Raw genomic sequence first — 16,394 nt, forward strand, 5'->3', positions numbered from 1 at the left:
TTGTCACCGTAGGGTGCAGGGTGGACGGTCGTCAACAGTGAGGTGTCGCAACGTGACCACGCTCGAGGCGCGGCGAGAGCAGCGACGCGCAACCCTGCTGGCGGTCGGGGTGGAACTACTCGGCTCGGTCGGTCGGCCGGCGGTCACCGTGCGCTCGGTGTGTTCGCGCGCGTCGCTCACCGAACGCTACTTCTACGAGAACTTCACCGATCGGGACACGTTCGTGCGCAGCGTCTATAGCGATGTCGCCGGAGGTGCGCGCGAGGCGCTGGTCACGGCGGTGGGTCAGGCCCGCCGCCCGGACGAGCGCGCCCGCCGCGCCGTCACGGCATTCGTGGAGTTGATGATCGACGAACCGGCTCGTGGCCGAGTGCTTCTGACAGCGCCGTTCGTGGACCCTGCGTTGAGCACGCTGGGCATGACGACGATGCCCGTCTTCGTGTCGGTGGTGGGCGAGCAGCTCGAGTCCGACGAGGTGGACAGGCAGTTGACGGCGACCGGCGTCGTGGGGGCGCTCACGGCTCTGTTCTCGATGTACCTCGACGGCGGAATCGAGGTCGATCGACAGCGGTTCGTCGACCACTGCATCGGTGTCGTCACCTCGGCCGGCCGCAGTGGTCGACGGGCATGATGGATCCATGGCACCAGTGATCAGCACCGTCAGGGCCGGGGTTCTCGACATCGCCTACGAGCGCTACGGCGATCCGGCGGGTCGGGCTGTGGTGCTGCTGCACGGCTTCCCGTACGACCCCCGCTGCTACGACGACGTCGCGCGCATACTGGCGAAGCAGGGATTCGATGTGGTCGTTCCGTATCTGCGCGGCTTCGGCCCGACACGCTTTGCCGACGCCGGAACGATGCGGTCGGGTGAGCAGGCGGCGCTCGGTCACGACCTGCGTGAACTGATCGCGGCGCTGGGCCTCGATCGGCCACTCGTCGCCGGGTACGACTGGGGCGGCCGGGCTGCGTGCGTCGTCGCCGCTGTCTGGTCGGAGTCGGTGTCGGGTCTTGTCAGCGTGTCCGGATACCTGGTGCAGGACCGTGCGGCGGCCGCCACGACGCCGGCCCCACCGCATCTGGAGAAGCGCTACTGGTACCAGTACTACCTCCATTCCGAGCGAGGTCGCGCCGGTCTGGCCGCGTACCGCGCAGAGATCGCGCAGACGCTGTGGACCGACTGGTCGCCGACGTGGAGGTTCGGTGACTCCGAGTTCGCCGCCACGGCACCGTCGTTCGACAATCCAGATTTCGTGGACGTGGCAGTCCATTCGTACCGCCACCGGTACGGCCTGGTACTTGGCGACGACGCCTACGCCGAGACCGAACAGCTGTTGGCGGAACAGCCGCGAATCACGGTGCCCACCATCGTTGTCGATCCGACGGAGGACACCGTGGCGGCGCTGTACGGAACATCCGACCACTCGGCGCACTTCACCGATCTGATCGACGTCCGCGCCGTCGACGCCGGGCACAATCCGCCCCAGGAACTCCCGGGACAGTTCGCCGACGCCGTACGGACGCTGGCGGAGAACTAGTCGACCGCGAGCTCTCCCAGCTCGTTCCAGTCGGTCCCGTCCACTTCCTGACTGATGATCTTCGGGGTCTCCTGCAGGTAGGGCGGGAGGTCCTTCTGCGCCTGCTTGAAGTGGTCCGACTGAACGTGCGCCGCGCCGGCGTCGGGATCGCGGAATGCCTCGACCAGGACGTACTCGGTGGGGTCGTCGAGCGTGCGCGACCAGAAGTACCAGAGGCAGCCCTCTTCCGCCTGGCATGCCTCGGTGAAGTCCCGCGAGATCTGCGGCCAGTCGTCGGCATGCTCGGGCTTCACTCTGAACTTGGCGGTGATGAAAATCAACGGGGCTCCTTCGAACGTGCGGACCGGTCGACTCCCTGTGTACCCCCTCGGCCCGCACTAGTATCGCGAACATGGCAGCCACGTCACCGGCGATCGAGCTCGAAGTCCGCGGACGCACGGTGCGGGTGTCCAACCCCGACCGCGTGTACTTCCCTGCGAGCGGTGCCACCAAGCGCGATCTGGTCGAGTACTACCTGTCCGTGGGGGACGGCATCGTGCGCGCACTTCGCGAGCGGCCGTGCATGATGCACCGCTTCCCGGACGGGCTGGCGGGGGAGAAGGTGCACCAGAAGCGCCTGCCCAAGGGTGCTCCGGACTGGATGGAGACCGTGAAGGTCACGTTCCCGCGCTACAACCGCACCGCGGACGAACTCTGCGTCACGGAACTGGCGCACGTGATCTGGGCCGTGCAGATGTCGACGGTGGAGTTCCACCCGTGGAACACTCGCCGCGCCGACGTGGAGAGTCCGGACGAGTGGCGGATCGATCTGGATCCGATGCCCGACTGCTCGTTCGACCGTGTGCGACGGGTCGCGGGCGTGGTTCACGAGGTGCTGGACGAACTGGGCGCTGTGGGATGGCCGAAGACGTCGGGCGGCAACGGGTTACATGTCTATGTCCGTATCGCCCCGGATCACGGGTTCAAGGATGTGCGCAGGGCTGCACTGGCGTTCGCCCGCGAGGTCGAGAGGCGCGCACCCGAGGACGTGACGACGACGTGGTGGCGCAAGGATCGCGATCCCACCACGTTGTTCGTCGACTACAACCAGAACGCGCGGGATCACACCATCGCCAGCGCGTATTCCGTGCGCGGGAATCAGGATGCGACCGTGTCGACTCCCATCACGTGGGACGAGATCGCGGACGTCCAGCCCGGTGACCTGACGATGCACACTGTGCCCGCGCGGTTCGCCGACCTGGGTGATCTGCACGCCGGCATCGACGATGCCGTGTACTCGATCGAGCCGCTGATCGAATGGGCCGAGCGTGACGAGCGGGAGGGTCTCACCGAACCGGACGAATGATCTCCGCGGCCGCTCGCCGACCGGACCGCACGGCTCCGTCGAGGTAACCCGGCCAGCGGTCCGCCAGATCCGTTCCCGCCCAGTGCACTCGGCCGGTGGTCAGCTCGCTGGGCTCGAAGACTCCGCCGTACGGGGGAATGGCGGTGGGTGCGCCGCCCAGCCACGGTTGCTCCGACCAGGTGATGTCGTCGATCCGGCGTGGGGATGCCGCATGCGCGCCGAACAGGCGGACCAGCTCCGCGACGACGACCTCACGACGGTCACTGCGGGAGAACAGGTCCGACGCCGCTCGCCCACCGCTGAAGGCGACGAGGACACCGGGGGAGTCCGCGCCGGGATCACCGTCGACGACCATCTGCACGGGTCCGTCGACGTCGAGGACGGTTCCGGTGAGACCGTCCTCGCGCCACCACGGCTCGTCGTACACCACGATGGTCTTCGCGTACTCGCCCATGCGTGAGTTCCGCATCCGTTCACCGGCACCGGCAGGGAGTGCGCCGTCGATGTCCGCAGCGCGGGGCAGGGGTACCGCGATCACCACGGCGGACGCTCGTAGAGTCCCGTCGTCGGTGATGATGTCGGCTCCCGACCCATCGGCGCGGACGGCGGTGACGGGTGTCCGTAGACGAGGATCCACCGAGAGTTGCTGCGCCACAGCGGCGACGAGAGCCCCGGCGCCGTCCACGAAGTAGCGTTCCTGCGCGCCGTCGCGTACTTCCGCGATCGCCCGCAGACTGCCGGCTGCCCGAAGGTACTCGAGCGCTGCGCGAGCCGGGACCTCGTCGGGGTCGGCTCCGAAGATCAGGCGATAGAAGCAGGTGAGGATGTCGCGTCCGTACGCGGACCGGAACAGTCGATCGCCGATCGCGTTCGACATGTCGTGCTCGCCGGGACGCCAGGCGTCGAGTACGGGGAGCGGGGTGCTGCGGCTGCGTCGCACTGCCACGTCCAGTCCGGCGATCCCGAGTCCCACCGGCAGCCACTCCCGGGCCGGTATCGGCGGCACCTGCCCGTGATATCGGTGGACGCGTCCTGCGGCAGCGAAGAGCTCGTCCGCGCCACGTCGACGACGCGGTTCGGGTGCGGTGGCGACGCCGAGTTCGTCGGCCAGGTCCAGGACAGCCGTCTGATCCCCGCCGACCCAGTGCGCGCCGTAGTCGACGTGGTGCCCGTCGACATCTCGGGTGAGCACCTTCCCGCCGATGCGATCGGCAGCTTCGAGCACCGTGACGGACCGACCCGCTCGCTCGAGCTCCCGTGCTGCCACCAACCCGCTGAGCCCCGCCCCGATCACGACCACGTCCCCCGACATGGGGCCCACCCTACGGGCGGGCCCCATCACGGCCACACTCACACCGACCGGCCTCCGGCCTGCCCGACTCACATCGTGCGTGTCAGCCTCTCCGCCAACAGCTTCGCGAACGACGCCGGATCGTCCAGCTCGCCGCCCTCGGCGAGCAGGGCCGTGCCGTAGAGCAGCTTCGCGGTCTCGGCCAGCGCCATCTCGTCCTTCTTCTCCGCATGGGCCTTCTCCAGCGCGGTGACCAGTGCGTGGTCCGGGTTGAGCTCGAGGATGCGCTTGGTCTTGGGGACCGGCTGGCCGGAGGCGCGGTACATCTTCTCGAGCTGCGGGCTCAGGGAGAAGTCGTCGCCCACGATGCACGCGGGTGAGGTGGTCAGGCGTGAGGACAGGCGGACCTCCTTCACGTCGTCGGACAGCGTCTCGGCCATCCACGAGGTGAGGTCGGCGAACTGCGCCTTTCGTGCGTCCTTCTCCTCGGTCTCCGCCTCGTCGTCACCCAGATCGACGGCACCCTTCGCGATGGAACGGAACGGCTTCCCGTCGAACTCGGGTACGGACCCGGTCCACATCTCGTCGACGGCGTCGGTGAGTATCAGCACCTCGAGTCCCTTGGCGGTGAACGCCTCCATGTGCGGGGAGTTCTCCACCTGCTGGCGCGACTCGCCGGTCATGTAGTAGATCGCGTCCTGGCCGTCCTTCATCCGAGAGACATACTCGGCCAACGTGGTCGGCTTCTCGTCGCTGTGGGTGCTGGCGAAGGACGACAGCTCGAGGAGAGTGGACTGGTTGTCGTGGTCGGAGAGCAGGCCCTCCTTGAGGGCGCGGCCGAACTCGGTCCAGAACGTGCTGTACTTCTCCGGCTGGTTCGCCTGGAGATCCTTGACTGTGCTCAGCGCCTTCTTCGTCAGGCGGCGCCGGATGGCGCGGATCTGGCGATCCTGCTGCAGGATCTCGCGAGAGACGTTGAGGGACAGGTCCGCCGCGTCGACGACACCCTTGACGAAGCGCAGGTACTCGGGCACCAGCTCCTCGCAGTCGTCCATGATGAACACGCGCTTCACGTACAGCTGGATGCCGATCTTCGACTCCCGCATGAAGAGGTCGAACGGTGCGCGCGACGGAATGAACAGCAGCGCTTGGTATTCGAAGGTGCCCTCGGCCTTCATGGGGATGACCTCGAGCGGCTCGTCCCATGCATGGCTGACGTGGCGGTAGAACTCGGTGTACTCCTCGTCCGAGACCTCGTCCTTCGAGCGCGTCCACAGCGCCTTCATCGAGTTGACCGTCTCGTCCTCGAGCACCGTCGTGGCGTCGTCGCCCTCGCCGGTGGTCTTCTCGACCTGCATGCGGATGGGCCACGCGATGAAGTCCGAGTACCGCTTCACCAGTTCGCGGATCTTGTGCTCGGACGTGTAGTCGTAGAGGTGATCCTCGTCGTCGGCCGGCTTCAGGTGCAGGGTCACGGCGCTGCCCTGAGGCGCGTCGGACACCTCCTCGATGGTGTACGTGCCCTCACCGCTGGACTCCCAGCGCGTCGCGGAGTCCTCACCCGCGCGCCGGGTCACGAGGGTGACCTTGTCGGCCACCATGAACGTGGAGTAGAAGCCGATGCCGAACTGGCCGATGAGCTCCTCGGACGCGGCCGCGTCCTTCGCTTCCTTCAGCTTCGCGCGGACCTCGGCGGTGCCCGACTTCGCGAGCGTGCCGATGAGATCGACGACCTCGTCGCGCGACATGCCGATGCCGTTGTCCCGCACGGTGAGGGTGCGGTTCTCCTTGTCGATCTCCAGGTCGATGTGGAGATCGGAGGTGTCGGCGCCGAGATCCTTGTTCTGGAACGACTCGAGTCGCAGCTTGTCCAGCGCGTCCGACGAGTTGGACACCAACTCGCGGAGGAACGAGTCCTTGTTGGAGTAGACCGAGTGGATCATCAGATCCAACAGCTGCCGGGTCTCGGCCTGGAACTGCATTTCTTCGACGTGCGCGGTCACGTGACTCCCCTGATCGAAACAAGTGCCTGGTGGACCCTCGTATTTTACGGCAACCGTGCCTGCGTTCCCGCATGCCTCTTCCCCCGTAACAGTCCGCACGGTACGGTTTTCGAAGGCCGGGGCTCTCCCATCGGAAGGTGTGTGTCATGGTGCGAATCGGACTACGGCGAGTGGTCGGTGGAGTGCTCGCCGCCGGAGCCGTCACGGCGGGATCGGTGCTGGCAGGGGCGGGAACCGCCTCCGCGGAGCCGACCTACGTCGGGCCGCTGTACTACGAGGTGGTGCCGGGGATCTTCCCCACGTGTCCGGACGTCGCTGCTGCGGAGCGCGCCAAGGGCAGCACGATCCTGGTCGACTGCATTCGCTGGTTCGGACCTCAGCGTGGTTTCTCGCTGACTCCGTACCAACTCATCGCCGGCATCGCACCCCTCGACGGCAGTTAGCCGGCTCGTGTCCTGATCGTGACGTGAGTACAGGTAACGACGCCACGAAAGAGACCGATGGGTATGTCAGAGGGGGCGGCGATCGGCCGGCTCCGGACAGGAGTCGACATGTCGTTCTCGATGAGCACACGGGCTGCCGTCGCGGCCACCCTGGTCGCCGGCGCCGCGGTGCTGGGGGCATGTTCGGCTCCGGACCAGGTGACGTCGGCGACGGCGGTTCCGGCGCCCGCTGACACCTCGGTCGTGACGCCGACGGGGACATCGGTCGTGGCGCCGATCGAGCCGCCCACCGGTGCAGCGTCGGATCAGCCGGGCGCAGAGGAACAGCCGGTCGAGCAGTCGCCGTCGGCAGAGTCGGCAGACCCGGCGGACGCACTCCCGCGTCCGGGGTCACAGGAGGTGTCGGTGGATCCCGAGCTCTTCCGCGACAGTGGCGGGGCGGGTGAGGGGTACTACTTCCGGACGCCGTCGGGGAATGTGTCGTGTGGGCTCTTCCCGAACGGAACCTCGGTCGGATTCCTGGGATGCCAGGCCGTGTTCAGTGTCGCTCCCGACGAGGGCGAGGTCTGCTCGAACGGTGCCACCAGCAAGTACGCCGTCCGTGTGGAGAGCGCCGGGCCGATCCACTACTGCACGAATCAGGGCTATTTCACCGGCTCTGAGAACATCCGCACACTGCAGTACGGCGAGGTGATCAACACGGGGCAGAGCTTCTGCGTCTCTCGGGAGGACGGAGTCGCGTGCGCCCGCGTCGGCTCGAACGCGTTCTTCCTCTCCCGTGACGAGAACACAACCCTGCGGTGACCTCGGTCAGCGGTGGTCGATCGTCGTGCGTATCCGCGTCGTCGACGGGGCCGCGGGTGTGGACCCGAATCCGAATCGCACCGGCGGCTCCACCGGCGACAGGTGTCCCAGATCGTCGCCCTTCCACGATGCCGTCGCGCCGACGATGCTGCGCTGCCCTCGCGCTCCGTAGTATTCGCGCCGCCCACCGCCGGCGGTGCCCCTGGTCCGCACGCCGCGCATCACGACCCGCGCGATCGGGTCGCTCACCGTACAGAACCAGGGTGCGGTGACCACCGACGTCGGTGCGAGGGTGAGCAGTCGACCCAGCAGTGTCGGGCCGCCGATCTGGAAGGACACCTCGAGATCACCCGCGGAGACGCCGACTCGGTCACCTCGGCGGTGATACGAGACGTCGGTGATGGTCGTCGTGTCGAAGTGGTAGGTCGCGGTGACGAACTCGCGGACCGCGTCGGACGGTGCCAGCAGAAGGCGCTCGCCGTCCGCGAACTCGACCATGACATCGGTGAAGTCGCCCAGCGGCGACGACGTCCAGTGGCCGACGACGATCCTGGTTCCGCTGGAGGTCCCGAGACCGGCGATGTCGCCGTCGAAGATCGATCGTGTCACCGGCTCGACAGTAGCGTCGACGCGGCACTGTGAGGCGATCGAGGTTCGGGGGAGCCCCCGACTGGGCATCATGGAGGCATGGCTGACACTGCGACATCCGAATCCGGCGGGGCTCCGACCATCTTCGTGCTCTTCGGGGCGACGGGAGACCTTGCCAAGCGCATGGTGCTGCCGGCGTTCTACGAACTTGCGCAGGAAGGACTGCTGCCCGAGCAGTGGGCGTTGGTGGGCAACGGTCGAGGTGAGAAGACCGACGACGAGTTCCGCGAGCACATCCGCGCGGCGCTCGAGGAGTTCGGTCCCGGGGAGGGTGTCGACAGCATCGACGAGAAGGTGTGGTCGTCGTTCGCGGACCGTGTTCGCTTCGCGGGCAACGGATTCACCGCCGACGATCCGGGTGACCTGCCGTCGGTCATCGGAGACGTGAAGGACGAGCTGGGCGGCGACGTGCAGCTCGTGCACTACATCGCGCTGCCGCCCTCGACCTTCATCGACTACACCGAGGCGCTCGGCGCACACGATCTCGCCGAGGGCGCGCGGGTGGTCTACGAGAAGCCGTTCGGCACGTCGCAGGAGAACTTCGAGAAGCTCGACGAGGCGGTCCATGCCATCGTCGACGAGAAGCAGGTCTATCGGATCGACCACTTCCTCGGCAAGGAGAACACCCAGAACCTGCACATCCTGCGCTTCGCGAACGGGATGATCGAGGGGATCTGGAACCGGGAACACGTGGAGCAGGTGCAGATCGACGTGCCGGAGACGCTGGACATCGACGACCGTGCCGAGTTCTACGACGCCACGGGTGCCGTGCTCGACATGTTGGTGACGCACCTGTTCCAGGTCGCGGCGGAGGTGGCCATGGAGCCCCCACTCAGCCTCGGTGCGGACGACCTGCAGACTGCCCGCGAGTCGGTCATCGCGGCGTTCCGCCCGCTCGACACGTCCGAGGTGGTCCTCGGTCAGTACCGCGGCTACCAGGACGTCGAGGGGATCGCGGACGATTCGTCGACCGACACGTTCGTCGCCGCACGCATGTGGGTCGACACCGACCGGTGGCGCGACGTTCCCTTCGTCCTGCGCACCGGCAAGATGCTGGGAACCAGCACGCAGCGGGTGTCGCTGGTGTTCCGTCGCCCCGAGGGACCGGTGAAGCACCTGCCGGCCGACGGCGCCGTGCTGACGTTCGACCTGTCGGGCGACGGCCGAGTGGACATCGCCATGACGGTCAAGGAGCCCGGCCCCGGCGAGGACCTCGGGATCGGTCGGATGTCGCTCGACCTGTCGACGGTGTCGGACGCCGAGCCGCTGTCGCCCTATTCACGACTCATTCTCGACGTACTCGACGGTGACCGGTCGTTGTTCACCCGTCCCGACGGACTGGCTCACGTGTGGGAGGTCGCCGCACCGTTGTTGACCTCTCCGCCGGCCGTGCTCCCGTACGAGCCCGGCTCGATGGGACCCGAGGCAGCGAACGACTTGGCCTCTCCCTGTGGTTGGTTGGTGACCGGAGACAAGTGACTCGACGGTAAGGTCGACCGCTCCCGAGAATCCGGACTTTTACGGCAGGAAACCATTCCTTTCACGGTCGCGGGCATTTACAGTCCAGCCCACGGCCATCGGGGCCGTCGCCGTCATTCCTGGCGCGGTGTAGGAGAAGGGACGACGGATGTTTCTCGATCTGATTCTCGGTGGTGGGACCGACGGTGGCCTGCTGAGTGGTGGACTGCTCGGTGGCGCACTGGATTCTGTGCTCGACGGTGTGGGAGGACTGCTCGACGGTCTTCTCGGAACCGGCGGGACCGGTAGCGGCAGCTGATCTCCGCGACGCCCCGCGATGGTCATGCTCGGGGAACGAGCATGACCATCGCGAGGTAGAGCAGGGCGACGGTGCCGAACGAGACGAGGGCGCCGACCACGGTGAGGGCGCGCACCAGGCTGGGATCCCATCCGGTGTACGCGGCGACACCGCCGCAGACCCCGGCGATCCAGGCGTCGTCTCGGCTTCGCGTCAGCTGCGTGGTGTGGTTCGGGTTCGGGTGGACGGTGGAGTTGCTCTCGTGGAATGTCATGTCTCCATTCTGAGTTCCGCCCGGGCGCTGCACCATCGGTGACCACCCCGAGACGTACCCTGACACTCCGCCTGTCACGGCATCTGCTGTTCACCCCGTGATCACCGTCCCGTCTCCGGCGGCTCGTAGGTTCCTGGCGTGACCGCTCTCGATGACTTCGCCCTGTCCCGGATCGTGGACCTCTCGGACACCTCGTCGTTCAGCGTGCGGGACGACGACGACGACGACCCCGTGTTGCTGACCGGTGACGGAGTCCCGGTGGACACCTGGCGCCAGGCGTACCCGTACGACGAGCGGATGCCGCGCGCGGAATACGAAGGTACGAAACGTCTTCTGCAGATCGAGTTGCTGAAGCTGCAGATGTGGATCAAGGAGACCGGTGGCCGCCACGTCATCGTCTTCGAAGGTCGCGACGCCGCCGGCAAGGGCGGCACGATCAAGCGCTTCATGGAGCATCTCAACCCTCGCGGCGCGCGGGTGGTGGCACTCGAGAAGCCGTCGCCACGCGAGTCGACGGAGTGGTACTTCCAGCGGTACGTCACCCACCTACCGGCTGCCGGAGAGCTGGTCCTGTTCGACCGCTCCTGGTACAACCGGGCCGGCGTGGAACGTGTGATGGGATTCTGCAGCGACGAGCAGTATCACCGATTCCTCCACCAGGCACCGTTGTTCGAGCAGATGCTCGTCGACGACGGAGTGCAGCTGACCAAGTTCTGGTTCTCGGTGTCCCAGCTCGAACAGCGGACGCGCTTCGCCATCCGCCAGGTCGATCCGGTACGGCAGTGGAAGCTCTCGCCCATGGACCTCGCCTCCCTGGACAAGTGGGACGCGTACACGAGGGCCAAGGAGGACATGATCCGGTTCACCCACACCGATCACGCCCCCTGGACGACGGTGAAGAGCAACGACAAGAAACGCGCCCGCCTCGAGGCGATGCGCTTCGTGCTGAACAGCTTCGACTACTCGAACAAGGACCACGAGGTGGTGGGGCGCCCGGATCCGTCCATCGTCGGACTTGCGGAACCGGACACCGACTGACCTAGCGGGTACCGCCCCCGAGCGTCCGCCACAGGAACGTGTACGCCAGCGCGGACTTGAATGCGGCCTGCGCGTTGTCGGCCGCACCGCCGTGGCCGCCCTCGATGTTCTCGTAGTAGGAGACGTCGTACCCGTACTCCTCGAGGAGGGCGTCCATCTTGCGCGCGTGCCCGGGGTGCACACGGTCGTCCCTCGTCGACGTCGTGATGAGGATCGGCGGATACACACCGATCGAGTTCCCCGGCGGTGCGACGTTCTGGTACGGGCTGTACTCGGAGATGAAGGCCCACTCGTCGGGATCGTCGGGATCTCCGTACTCGGCCATCCACGACGCCCCGGCCAGCAGGCGGTGATACCGCTTCATGTCCAGGAGCGGCACCTGACACACGATGGCGCCGAACGACTCCGGGTACTTGGTGAGCATGATGCCCATGAGCAGGCCGCCGTTGCTGCCGCCCTGCGCGCCCAACTGGTCCGGGGTGGTGATGCCGCGCTCCACCAGATCGCTCGCGACCGCCGCGAAGTCCTCGTGCACCTTGTGTCGACCGGACTTCAGCACCTCGGTGTGCCACGACGGCCCGTACTCGCCGCCGCCGCGGATGTTCGCCACCACGTAGGTACCGCCCCGAGCCAGCCAGGCCGCGCCGACCACGCCGCTGTACGAGGGGGTGAGTGAGACCTCGAAACCGCCGTATCCGTAGAGGAGGGTGGGGCCTGCGGCCGTCGGACGGTCCTGCGTTCCGGGGTTCCGTACGACGAAGTAGGGCACGCGTGTGCCGTCGAGTGAGGTGGCGAAGTACTGCTCGACCGCGAGGCCCGTGGTGTCGAAGAACGCGGGAGCGGACTTCAGGACCTCGGGATCGGTCCCGACGGTGCCCACCAGAAGAGTGGACGGAGTGAGGTGGCCGCTCGCGTCGAGGAAGTACTCGTCACCGCCGAACTCGGGGTCGGTGCCGATGACGGTGACGTCGACGGCGTCCGGGAGTCCCTGCAGGCGTTCGGAGGTGACCGTGTCGCCCAGCGTCACCACGTGCACGCTGGAACGGACGTCCTCGAGCAGCACCATCAGCAGATGGTTCTCGGTCCACGCGTACTGGTGCAGCGACGTGCGGGCGTCGGGAGCAAAGACGACGATCAGATCCCTTGCACCGGAGAGAAACTCGTCGATCTTCGCGGCCACCAGCGACCCTGCGGCGTACTCGGTGCCGTCGACGGTCCATGCGGTCGTCAGGCGAACGGTCAACCAGTTCTCGTGCAGGGACACCGAGGCATCGGTGGGCACGTCGAGGACCGTGGTCGATCCGTCGTCGTGAAGAATGGAGGTGACGGCATTGAAGAAGTCGGTGGCGCGCTGGACCAGGCTGCGCTCGAAGCCGGGCGTCGCATCGTGCGAGGCGAACACCGCGACGTCGGTCTGCTCACCCTCGTACACGACTGGAGCCTCCGCGAGAGGAGTTCCACGGAGCCACCGGTGTGCGCGCCGGGGGTACCCGGAATCGGTGAGCGACCCGGGTCCGAGATCCGTGCCGACGAAGACCGTGTCCGCGTCGATCCAGTCGATGTCCGTCTTGGCCTCGGGGACGACGAAGCCACCCTCGTCGGGTGCGACGAAGGAGCGGGACGTGAGCGAGTACTCGCGGATCACCGATGCGTCCGCGCCGCCGCGCGACAGGGAGATCAGCGCGCGGTCGAACGACGGACGGAGCACCTGCGCGCTCTTCCACACCCAGTTCTCGCCCTCGGCCTCGGCGAGAGCATCGAGATCGATGATGACGTCCCAGGCGGGACTGTCCTTCCGGTACTCCTCCATGGTGGTGCGCCGCCACAGCCCGCGGGGGTGCGACGCGTCCTTCCAGAAGTTGTAGAGGTGGTCGCCGCGCTTGCGCGCGTACGGAATGCGCGCGTCGGTGTCGAGAATGCTCCGGATGTCGGTCTCGAGCGTCCGGAACTCGTCGTTCGCGGTGAACTCGTCGACCGTGCGCTCGTTACGGGCGCGCACCCACTCGAGGGCGGCGTCGCCGGTCACGTCTTCGAGCCACTCGTACTTGTCGGTCACATCGCCCATTCTGCCCGCGGTCGCCCTCGCGCGAGCAGGACGGCGCACCTACAGTGTCGAGGTGACCGAACCCGACACCGAGGTGCGCTCTCAGCAAGGGCTGGACCGCATCGTGTTCTTCTCCGACGCGGTGGTGGCGATCGCCATCACGCTCGTCGTGCTCCCCCTCGTGGACAGTGCCCGCGACACCCCGGAGGGTGCGGGAGCGTTCCTGCGGGAGAACGGCTACGCACTCGTGGCCGCGGGCATCAGTTTCGCGGTCATCGCGGGGTTCTGGCGCGATCATCACGCGCTCTTCACTCGTGTCACGGGGTACGACGAGGTCGTCGTGCGGCTCAACCTCCTGTGGCTCGCCGGCATCGTGCTGATGCCCGTGGCGACCGTGCTGGAGGTCGCGGCTCCCCACGGGGACCCGTTGTCGGTGGGGCTGTACCTCGGGGTCATCGCCGTGACCATGATCGTGTCCCGTCTCCTCGCAGCACGAGTGCGTGCTGCGGGCTTCCTGCGTGGAGATCTGCGTCGCGGCGCGCGCGGCGCGGCGGTGCCCTGGGTTCCGGTCGTTCTGTTCCTGGTGGTCTCCGCGGTGGCGCTGCTCGTCCCGTCTGTGGGCCTCTACGCACTGCTCGCGATGCTGTTCGCCCCGTTGCTCTCTCGCGCGCTGGCCGGAGGTGCGCGGTGACAGCGCTGTGGGAACAGCACACCTGCCTGCCGCTGTACGCGGACACCGACATCACCGAACTGGCGCGGTACGAGGCGGGGAGCTACCTCTCCGTCAACGTCGGCTACTCGCCCCACACGAAGGCGTCGGCGACGGAGTTGGCCACGACGTGGAGTGCGCGGGCACTCGCGGACGGTCGCTTCCTTCCGGCGCGGAGCGTGGCCGACATCGACGAGGCCCGACGACGGGGACTGCGTGCCGTGGCCTTCGACCTCGAGGACTCCGCTCCTCTGGACGGCGACCTCGACAACGTGCGCTACTTCGTCGAACTGGGCGTGCGCTCGATGCTGCCCACCTACAACCATGCGAACGCCGCGGGATGCGGATGCCTCGACGCCGTCGACACGGGTCTCACCGCCCACGGACGCGACCTGATCCGGGCGATGAACGAGGCGGGCATGGCAGCGGACGGGTCGCACTGTTCCCGGCGGACGGGGCTCGACATCGCCGCGACGACGTCCCGGCCGATGATCTACAGTCATTCCAATTTTGCTGCGCTGTGGGAACATCCGCGGAACATCACCGACGAGCAGGCGCGTGCGTGCGCCGACACCGGCGGCGTGGTCGGCATCAACGGGGTGGGCATCTTCCTCGGCGTCAACGAACCCGAACGTCGCGCGGATCGGGTGCGCGCCATGGCCGACCACGTCGAGTACGGAGTCGACCTTGTCGGGATCGATCACATCGGTGTCGGCAGCGACTACTCCTTCGACCACGAGGACTTCAATACCGAGTTGGCACTCCACCCCGAGGCGTTCTCCGAGGAGTACACGAGATACGGGGCACTGCAGTGGGTTCCGCCCGAGGACACCCACACGCTCCCGGCCGTGCTCGCCGAGCGCGGCTGGGACGAGAGTGCGGTGGCGGCTGTGTTCGGCGGCAACTTCCGCCGCGTGGCCGACGCCGTGTGGACCTGACGCCGGCTGGACCCGACCCTGTCAGGCGGGCGTCAGGCGGAAGATCGGGAACTGTCGCCCCTCCGCCGTCGTCGTGTACTCGAGGAAGCCGGGGGACGCCGAGGTGAACTTCGCCCAGTGAGTCTCCCATTCGTCGTCGGGCACCTCGGTGACGTCGACGGCGATGGTGCGTACGGTCGCGTCGTCGCCGGGGACCTCCATGTCGATGCGTGGGTGAGCCCGGAGGTTGTGCACCCATGCGGGATCCTTCACCGCCCCGGCCGCGGAGCCCACCACCAACCAGGTGCCGTTCTCGGAGATCGCGAAGAGCGGGTTGAGCCGCACCTCGCCGCTGCGTGCACCGATCGAGTGCAGCACCACGAGGTTGTCGCCGAACCCGGCTGTCGCCACGTGTCCACCGTTGTCGCGGAACTCCGCGATGACCATCGAGTTGAAGTCGCTCATGGTGGTCATTCTGGTGTCCTCGTCGTCGCGACGACCATCGATCCGGAATAACGATTCGACACACCCGTTGCACCAGAGGAGCGGGGCGACCGCGGGTGGCTTCACCGCCCCCGTCGCGGGGTACTCCGCGCACACGAGCACGAACTCGGATCACGAACAACGAACAGGAGTTCACGCACATGAGCCACGTTCCTTCCCTCTCCCTCAACGACGGCCGGTCCATCCCCCAGCTGGGTTTCGGCGTCTTCCAGATCGAGCCGGAGAAGACCGCCGATGCCGTCCGCACCGCGATCGAGGTGGGCTACCGCCACTTGGACACCGCGCAGATGTACGGCAATGAGAAGGAGACCGGCCAGGGAGTGAAGGACTCGGGCGTCTCCCGTGACGACGTCTGGATCACCAGCAAGCTGAACAACGGCTTCCACCGCCCCGACGACGCCCGTCGCTCGTTCGACGAGACACTCGAGAAGTTGGGCACCGACTACATCGACCTGTTCCTCATCCACTGGCCGCTGCCGACGCAGTACGACGGTGACTACGTCTCCACCTGGAAGGTGCTCGAGGAGTTCACGAAGGACGGACGGGCGCGCAGCATCGGTGTCTCGAACTTCCAGGTGCCGCACCTCGAGAAGCTGGCGCAGGAGACCGAGACCGTCCCGTCGGTCAACCAGATCGAGGTCCACCCGTACTTCTCGAACTACCAGGTGCGCGCGTACGGCGCGGAGCACGGCATCGCCACCGAGGCGTGGTCACCCATCGCGCAGGGCAAGGTTCTCGGTGACCCCGAGCTCGAGCGCATCGCGAAGGACGTCGGCAAGACCACCGCGCAGGTCACCCTCCGCTGGCACATCCAGCGCGGCGACATCATCTTCCCGAAGTCGGTCACGCGGGAGCGCGTCGAGGCGAACTTCGACATCTTCGACTTCGAACTCGACGACCGTCAGATCGCCGACATCTCGGCGCTGGACAAGGGCGAGGACGGCCGCACCGGCCCGAACCCCGACACCTTCGACATGATCCCCGACTGAGTAGAGCCGCTGAAATAAAGACACGAAAGGTCCGGTTACCAGCCAGTAGCCGGACCTTTCGATATGTGTCCGGATCGACGGGACTAAGGTGGAC

At 66.9% G+C, this 16,394-nt stretch carries 18 protein-coding genes; 11 read left to right on the forward strand and 7 right to left on the reverse strand.

The annotated features are described in order from the left end of the window. Positions 1-52: 52 nt before the first annotated feature. Together J4E04_RS02465 and J4E04_RS02470 are read left to right on the forward strand one after the other, a co-directional pair. Positions 53-631 (forward strand): TetR/AcrR family transcriptional regulator, encoded by a 579-nt coding sequence (locus tag J4E04_RS02465; protein WP_490149830.1) that lies wholly within the window; start codon positions 53-55, stop codon positions 629-631. 7 nt (positions 632-638) lie between these two features. Next, a complete protein-coding gene (locus tag J4E04_RS02470; RefSeq protein WP_490149831.1) occupies positions 639-1,535 on the forward strand; it encodes an alpha/beta fold hydrolase in 897 nt (298 codons plus the stop codon). On the opposite strand, the gene J4E04_RS02475 is transcribed toward J4E04_RS02470, so the two are convergent. Further along, complete coding sequence (locus J4E04_RS02475; protein WP_490149832.1) at positions 1,532-1,855, reverse strand: putative quinol monooxygenase; 324 nt, start codon at positions 1,853-1,855, stop codon at positions 1,532-1,534. The genes J4E04_RS02470 and J4E04_RS02475 overlap by 4 nt on opposite strands. Positions 1,856-1,926: 71 nt before the next feature. Here J4E04_RS02475 and ligD point away from each other — a divergent pair, with 71 nt between their 5' ends. After that, entirely contained in the window at positions 1,927-2,880 is a 954-nt protein-coding gene (ligD, locus tag J4E04_RS02480; protein ID WP_490149833.1) for a non-homologous end-joining DNA ligase, read from the forward strand. Here the strand turns inward: ligD and J4E04_RS02485 are convergent. Continuing rightward, positions 2,861-4,192, reverse strand: coding sequence for a flavin monoamine oxidase family protein (locus J4E04_RS02485; protein ID WP_490149834.1), 1,332 nt, complete (start codon positions 4,190-4,192; stop codon positions 2,861-2,863). The two genes, ligD and J4E04_RS02485, sit on opposite strands and share 20 nt — an antisense overlap. A 68-nt stretch (positions 4,193-4,260) precedes the next feature. Then, positions 4,261-6,174, reverse strand: coding sequence for a molecular chaperone HtpG (gene htpG, locus J4E04_RS02490; protein ID WP_490149835.1), 1,914 nt, complete (start codon positions 6,172-6,174; stop codon positions 4,261-4,263). 146 nt (positions 6,175-6,320) lie between these two features. Between htpG and J4E04_RS02495 the strand changes: the two genes are divergently transcribed. After that, positions 6,321-6,617 (forward strand): hypothetical protein, encoded by a 297-nt coding sequence (locus tag J4E04_RS02495; RefSeq protein ID WP_490149836.1) that lies wholly within the window; start codon positions 6,321-6,323, stop codon positions 6,615-6,617. Between the two features lie 120 nt (positions 6,618-6,737). After that, positions 6,738-7,421 (forward strand): hypothetical protein, encoded by a 684-nt coding sequence (locus tag J4E04_RS02500; protein ID WP_490149837.1) that lies wholly within the window; start codon positions 6,738-6,740, stop codon positions 7,419-7,421. A gap of 6 nt (positions 7,422-7,427) precedes the next feature. On the opposite strand, the gene J4E04_RS02505 is transcribed toward J4E04_RS02500, so the two are convergent. Beyond that, positions 7,428-8,030 (reverse strand): hypothetical protein, encoded by a 603-nt coding sequence (locus J4E04_RS02505; RefSeq protein WP_027506292.1) that lies wholly within the window; start codon positions 8,028-8,030, stop codon positions 7,428-7,430. Between the two features lie 78 nt (positions 8,031-8,108). Here J4E04_RS02505 and J4E04_RS02510 point away from each other — a divergent pair, with 78 nt between their 5' ends. Beyond that, positions 8,109-9,548, forward strand: a complete 1,440-nt coding sequence (locus J4E04_RS02510) for a glucose-6-phosphate dehydrogenase (protein WP_222632008.1) — start codon at positions 8,109-8,111, stop codon at positions 9,546-9,548. A 148-nt stretch (positions 9,549-9,696) separates the two neighbouring features. Further along, positions 9,697-9,846, forward strand: coding sequence for a hypothetical protein (locus J4E04_RS02515; RefSeq protein WP_222632006.1), 150 nt, complete (start codon positions 9,697-9,699; stop codon positions 9,844-9,846). 22 nt (positions 9,847-9,868) lie between these two features. Here J4E04_RS02515 and J4E04_RS02520 read toward each other — a convergent pair whose 3' ends face one another. Next, positions 9,869-10,099: a PspC domain-containing protein gene (locus tag J4E04_RS02520; protein WP_037186123.1), complete on the reverse strand. Its 231-nt coding sequence runs from the start codon at positions 10,097-10,099 to the stop codon at positions 9,869-9,871. Positions 10,100-10,270: 171 nt separating this feature from the next. Here J4E04_RS02520 and ppk2 point away from each other — a divergent pair, with 171 nt between their 5' ends. After that, on the forward strand, positions 10,271-11,137 hold the full coding sequence (ppk2, locus tag J4E04_RS02525) for a polyphosphate kinase 2 (protein WP_027506294.1): 867 nt from the start codon (positions 10,271-10,273) through the stop codon (positions 11,135-11,137). A 1-nt stretch (position 11,138) separates the two neighbouring features. Here ppk2 and J4E04_RS02530 read toward each other — a convergent pair whose 3' ends face one another. Then, on the reverse strand, positions 11,139-13,202 hold the full coding sequence (locus J4E04_RS02530) for a prolyl oligopeptidase family serine peptidase (RefSeq protein ID WP_490149838.1): 2,064 nt from the start codon (positions 13,200-13,202) through the stop codon (positions 11,139-11,141). 52 nt (positions 13,203-13,254) lie between these two features. Between J4E04_RS02530 and J4E04_RS02535 the strand changes: the two genes are divergently transcribed. Together J4E04_RS02535 and J4E04_RS02540 are read left to right on the forward strand one after the other, a co-directional pair. Next, positions 13,255-13,872: a TMEM175 family protein gene (locus J4E04_RS02535; RefSeq protein ID WP_490149839.1), complete on the forward strand. Its 618-nt coding sequence runs from the start codon at positions 13,255-13,257 to the stop codon at positions 13,870-13,872. After that, positions 13,869-14,828, forward strand: coding sequence for a dipeptidase (locus J4E04_RS02540; RefSeq protein ID WP_490149840.1), 960 nt, complete (start codon positions 13,869-13,871; stop codon positions 14,826-14,828). The genes J4E04_RS02535 and J4E04_RS02540 overlap by 4 nt, the downstream gene beginning before the upstream one ends. A gap of 21 nt (positions 14,829-14,849) precedes the next feature. Here J4E04_RS02540 and J4E04_RS02545 read toward each other — a convergent pair whose 3' ends face one another. Continuing rightward, positions 14,850-15,272: a nitroreductase/quinone reductase family protein gene (locus J4E04_RS02545; protein WP_027506298.1), complete on the reverse strand. Its 423-nt coding sequence runs from the start codon at positions 15,270-15,272 to the stop codon at positions 14,850-14,852. Between the two features lie 179 nt (positions 15,273-15,451). Here J4E04_RS02545 and J4E04_RS02550 point away from each other — a divergent pair, with 179 nt between their 5' ends. Beyond that, complete coding sequence (locus J4E04_RS02550) at positions 15,452-16,300, forward strand: aldo/keto reductase (RefSeq protein ID WP_027506299.1); 849 nt, start codon at positions 15,452-15,454, stop codon at positions 16,298-16,300. Positions 16,301-16,394: the final 94 nt, after the last annotated feature.

The sequence above is a fragment of the Rhodococcus sp. NFXS4 genome, from assembly GCF_058139645.1.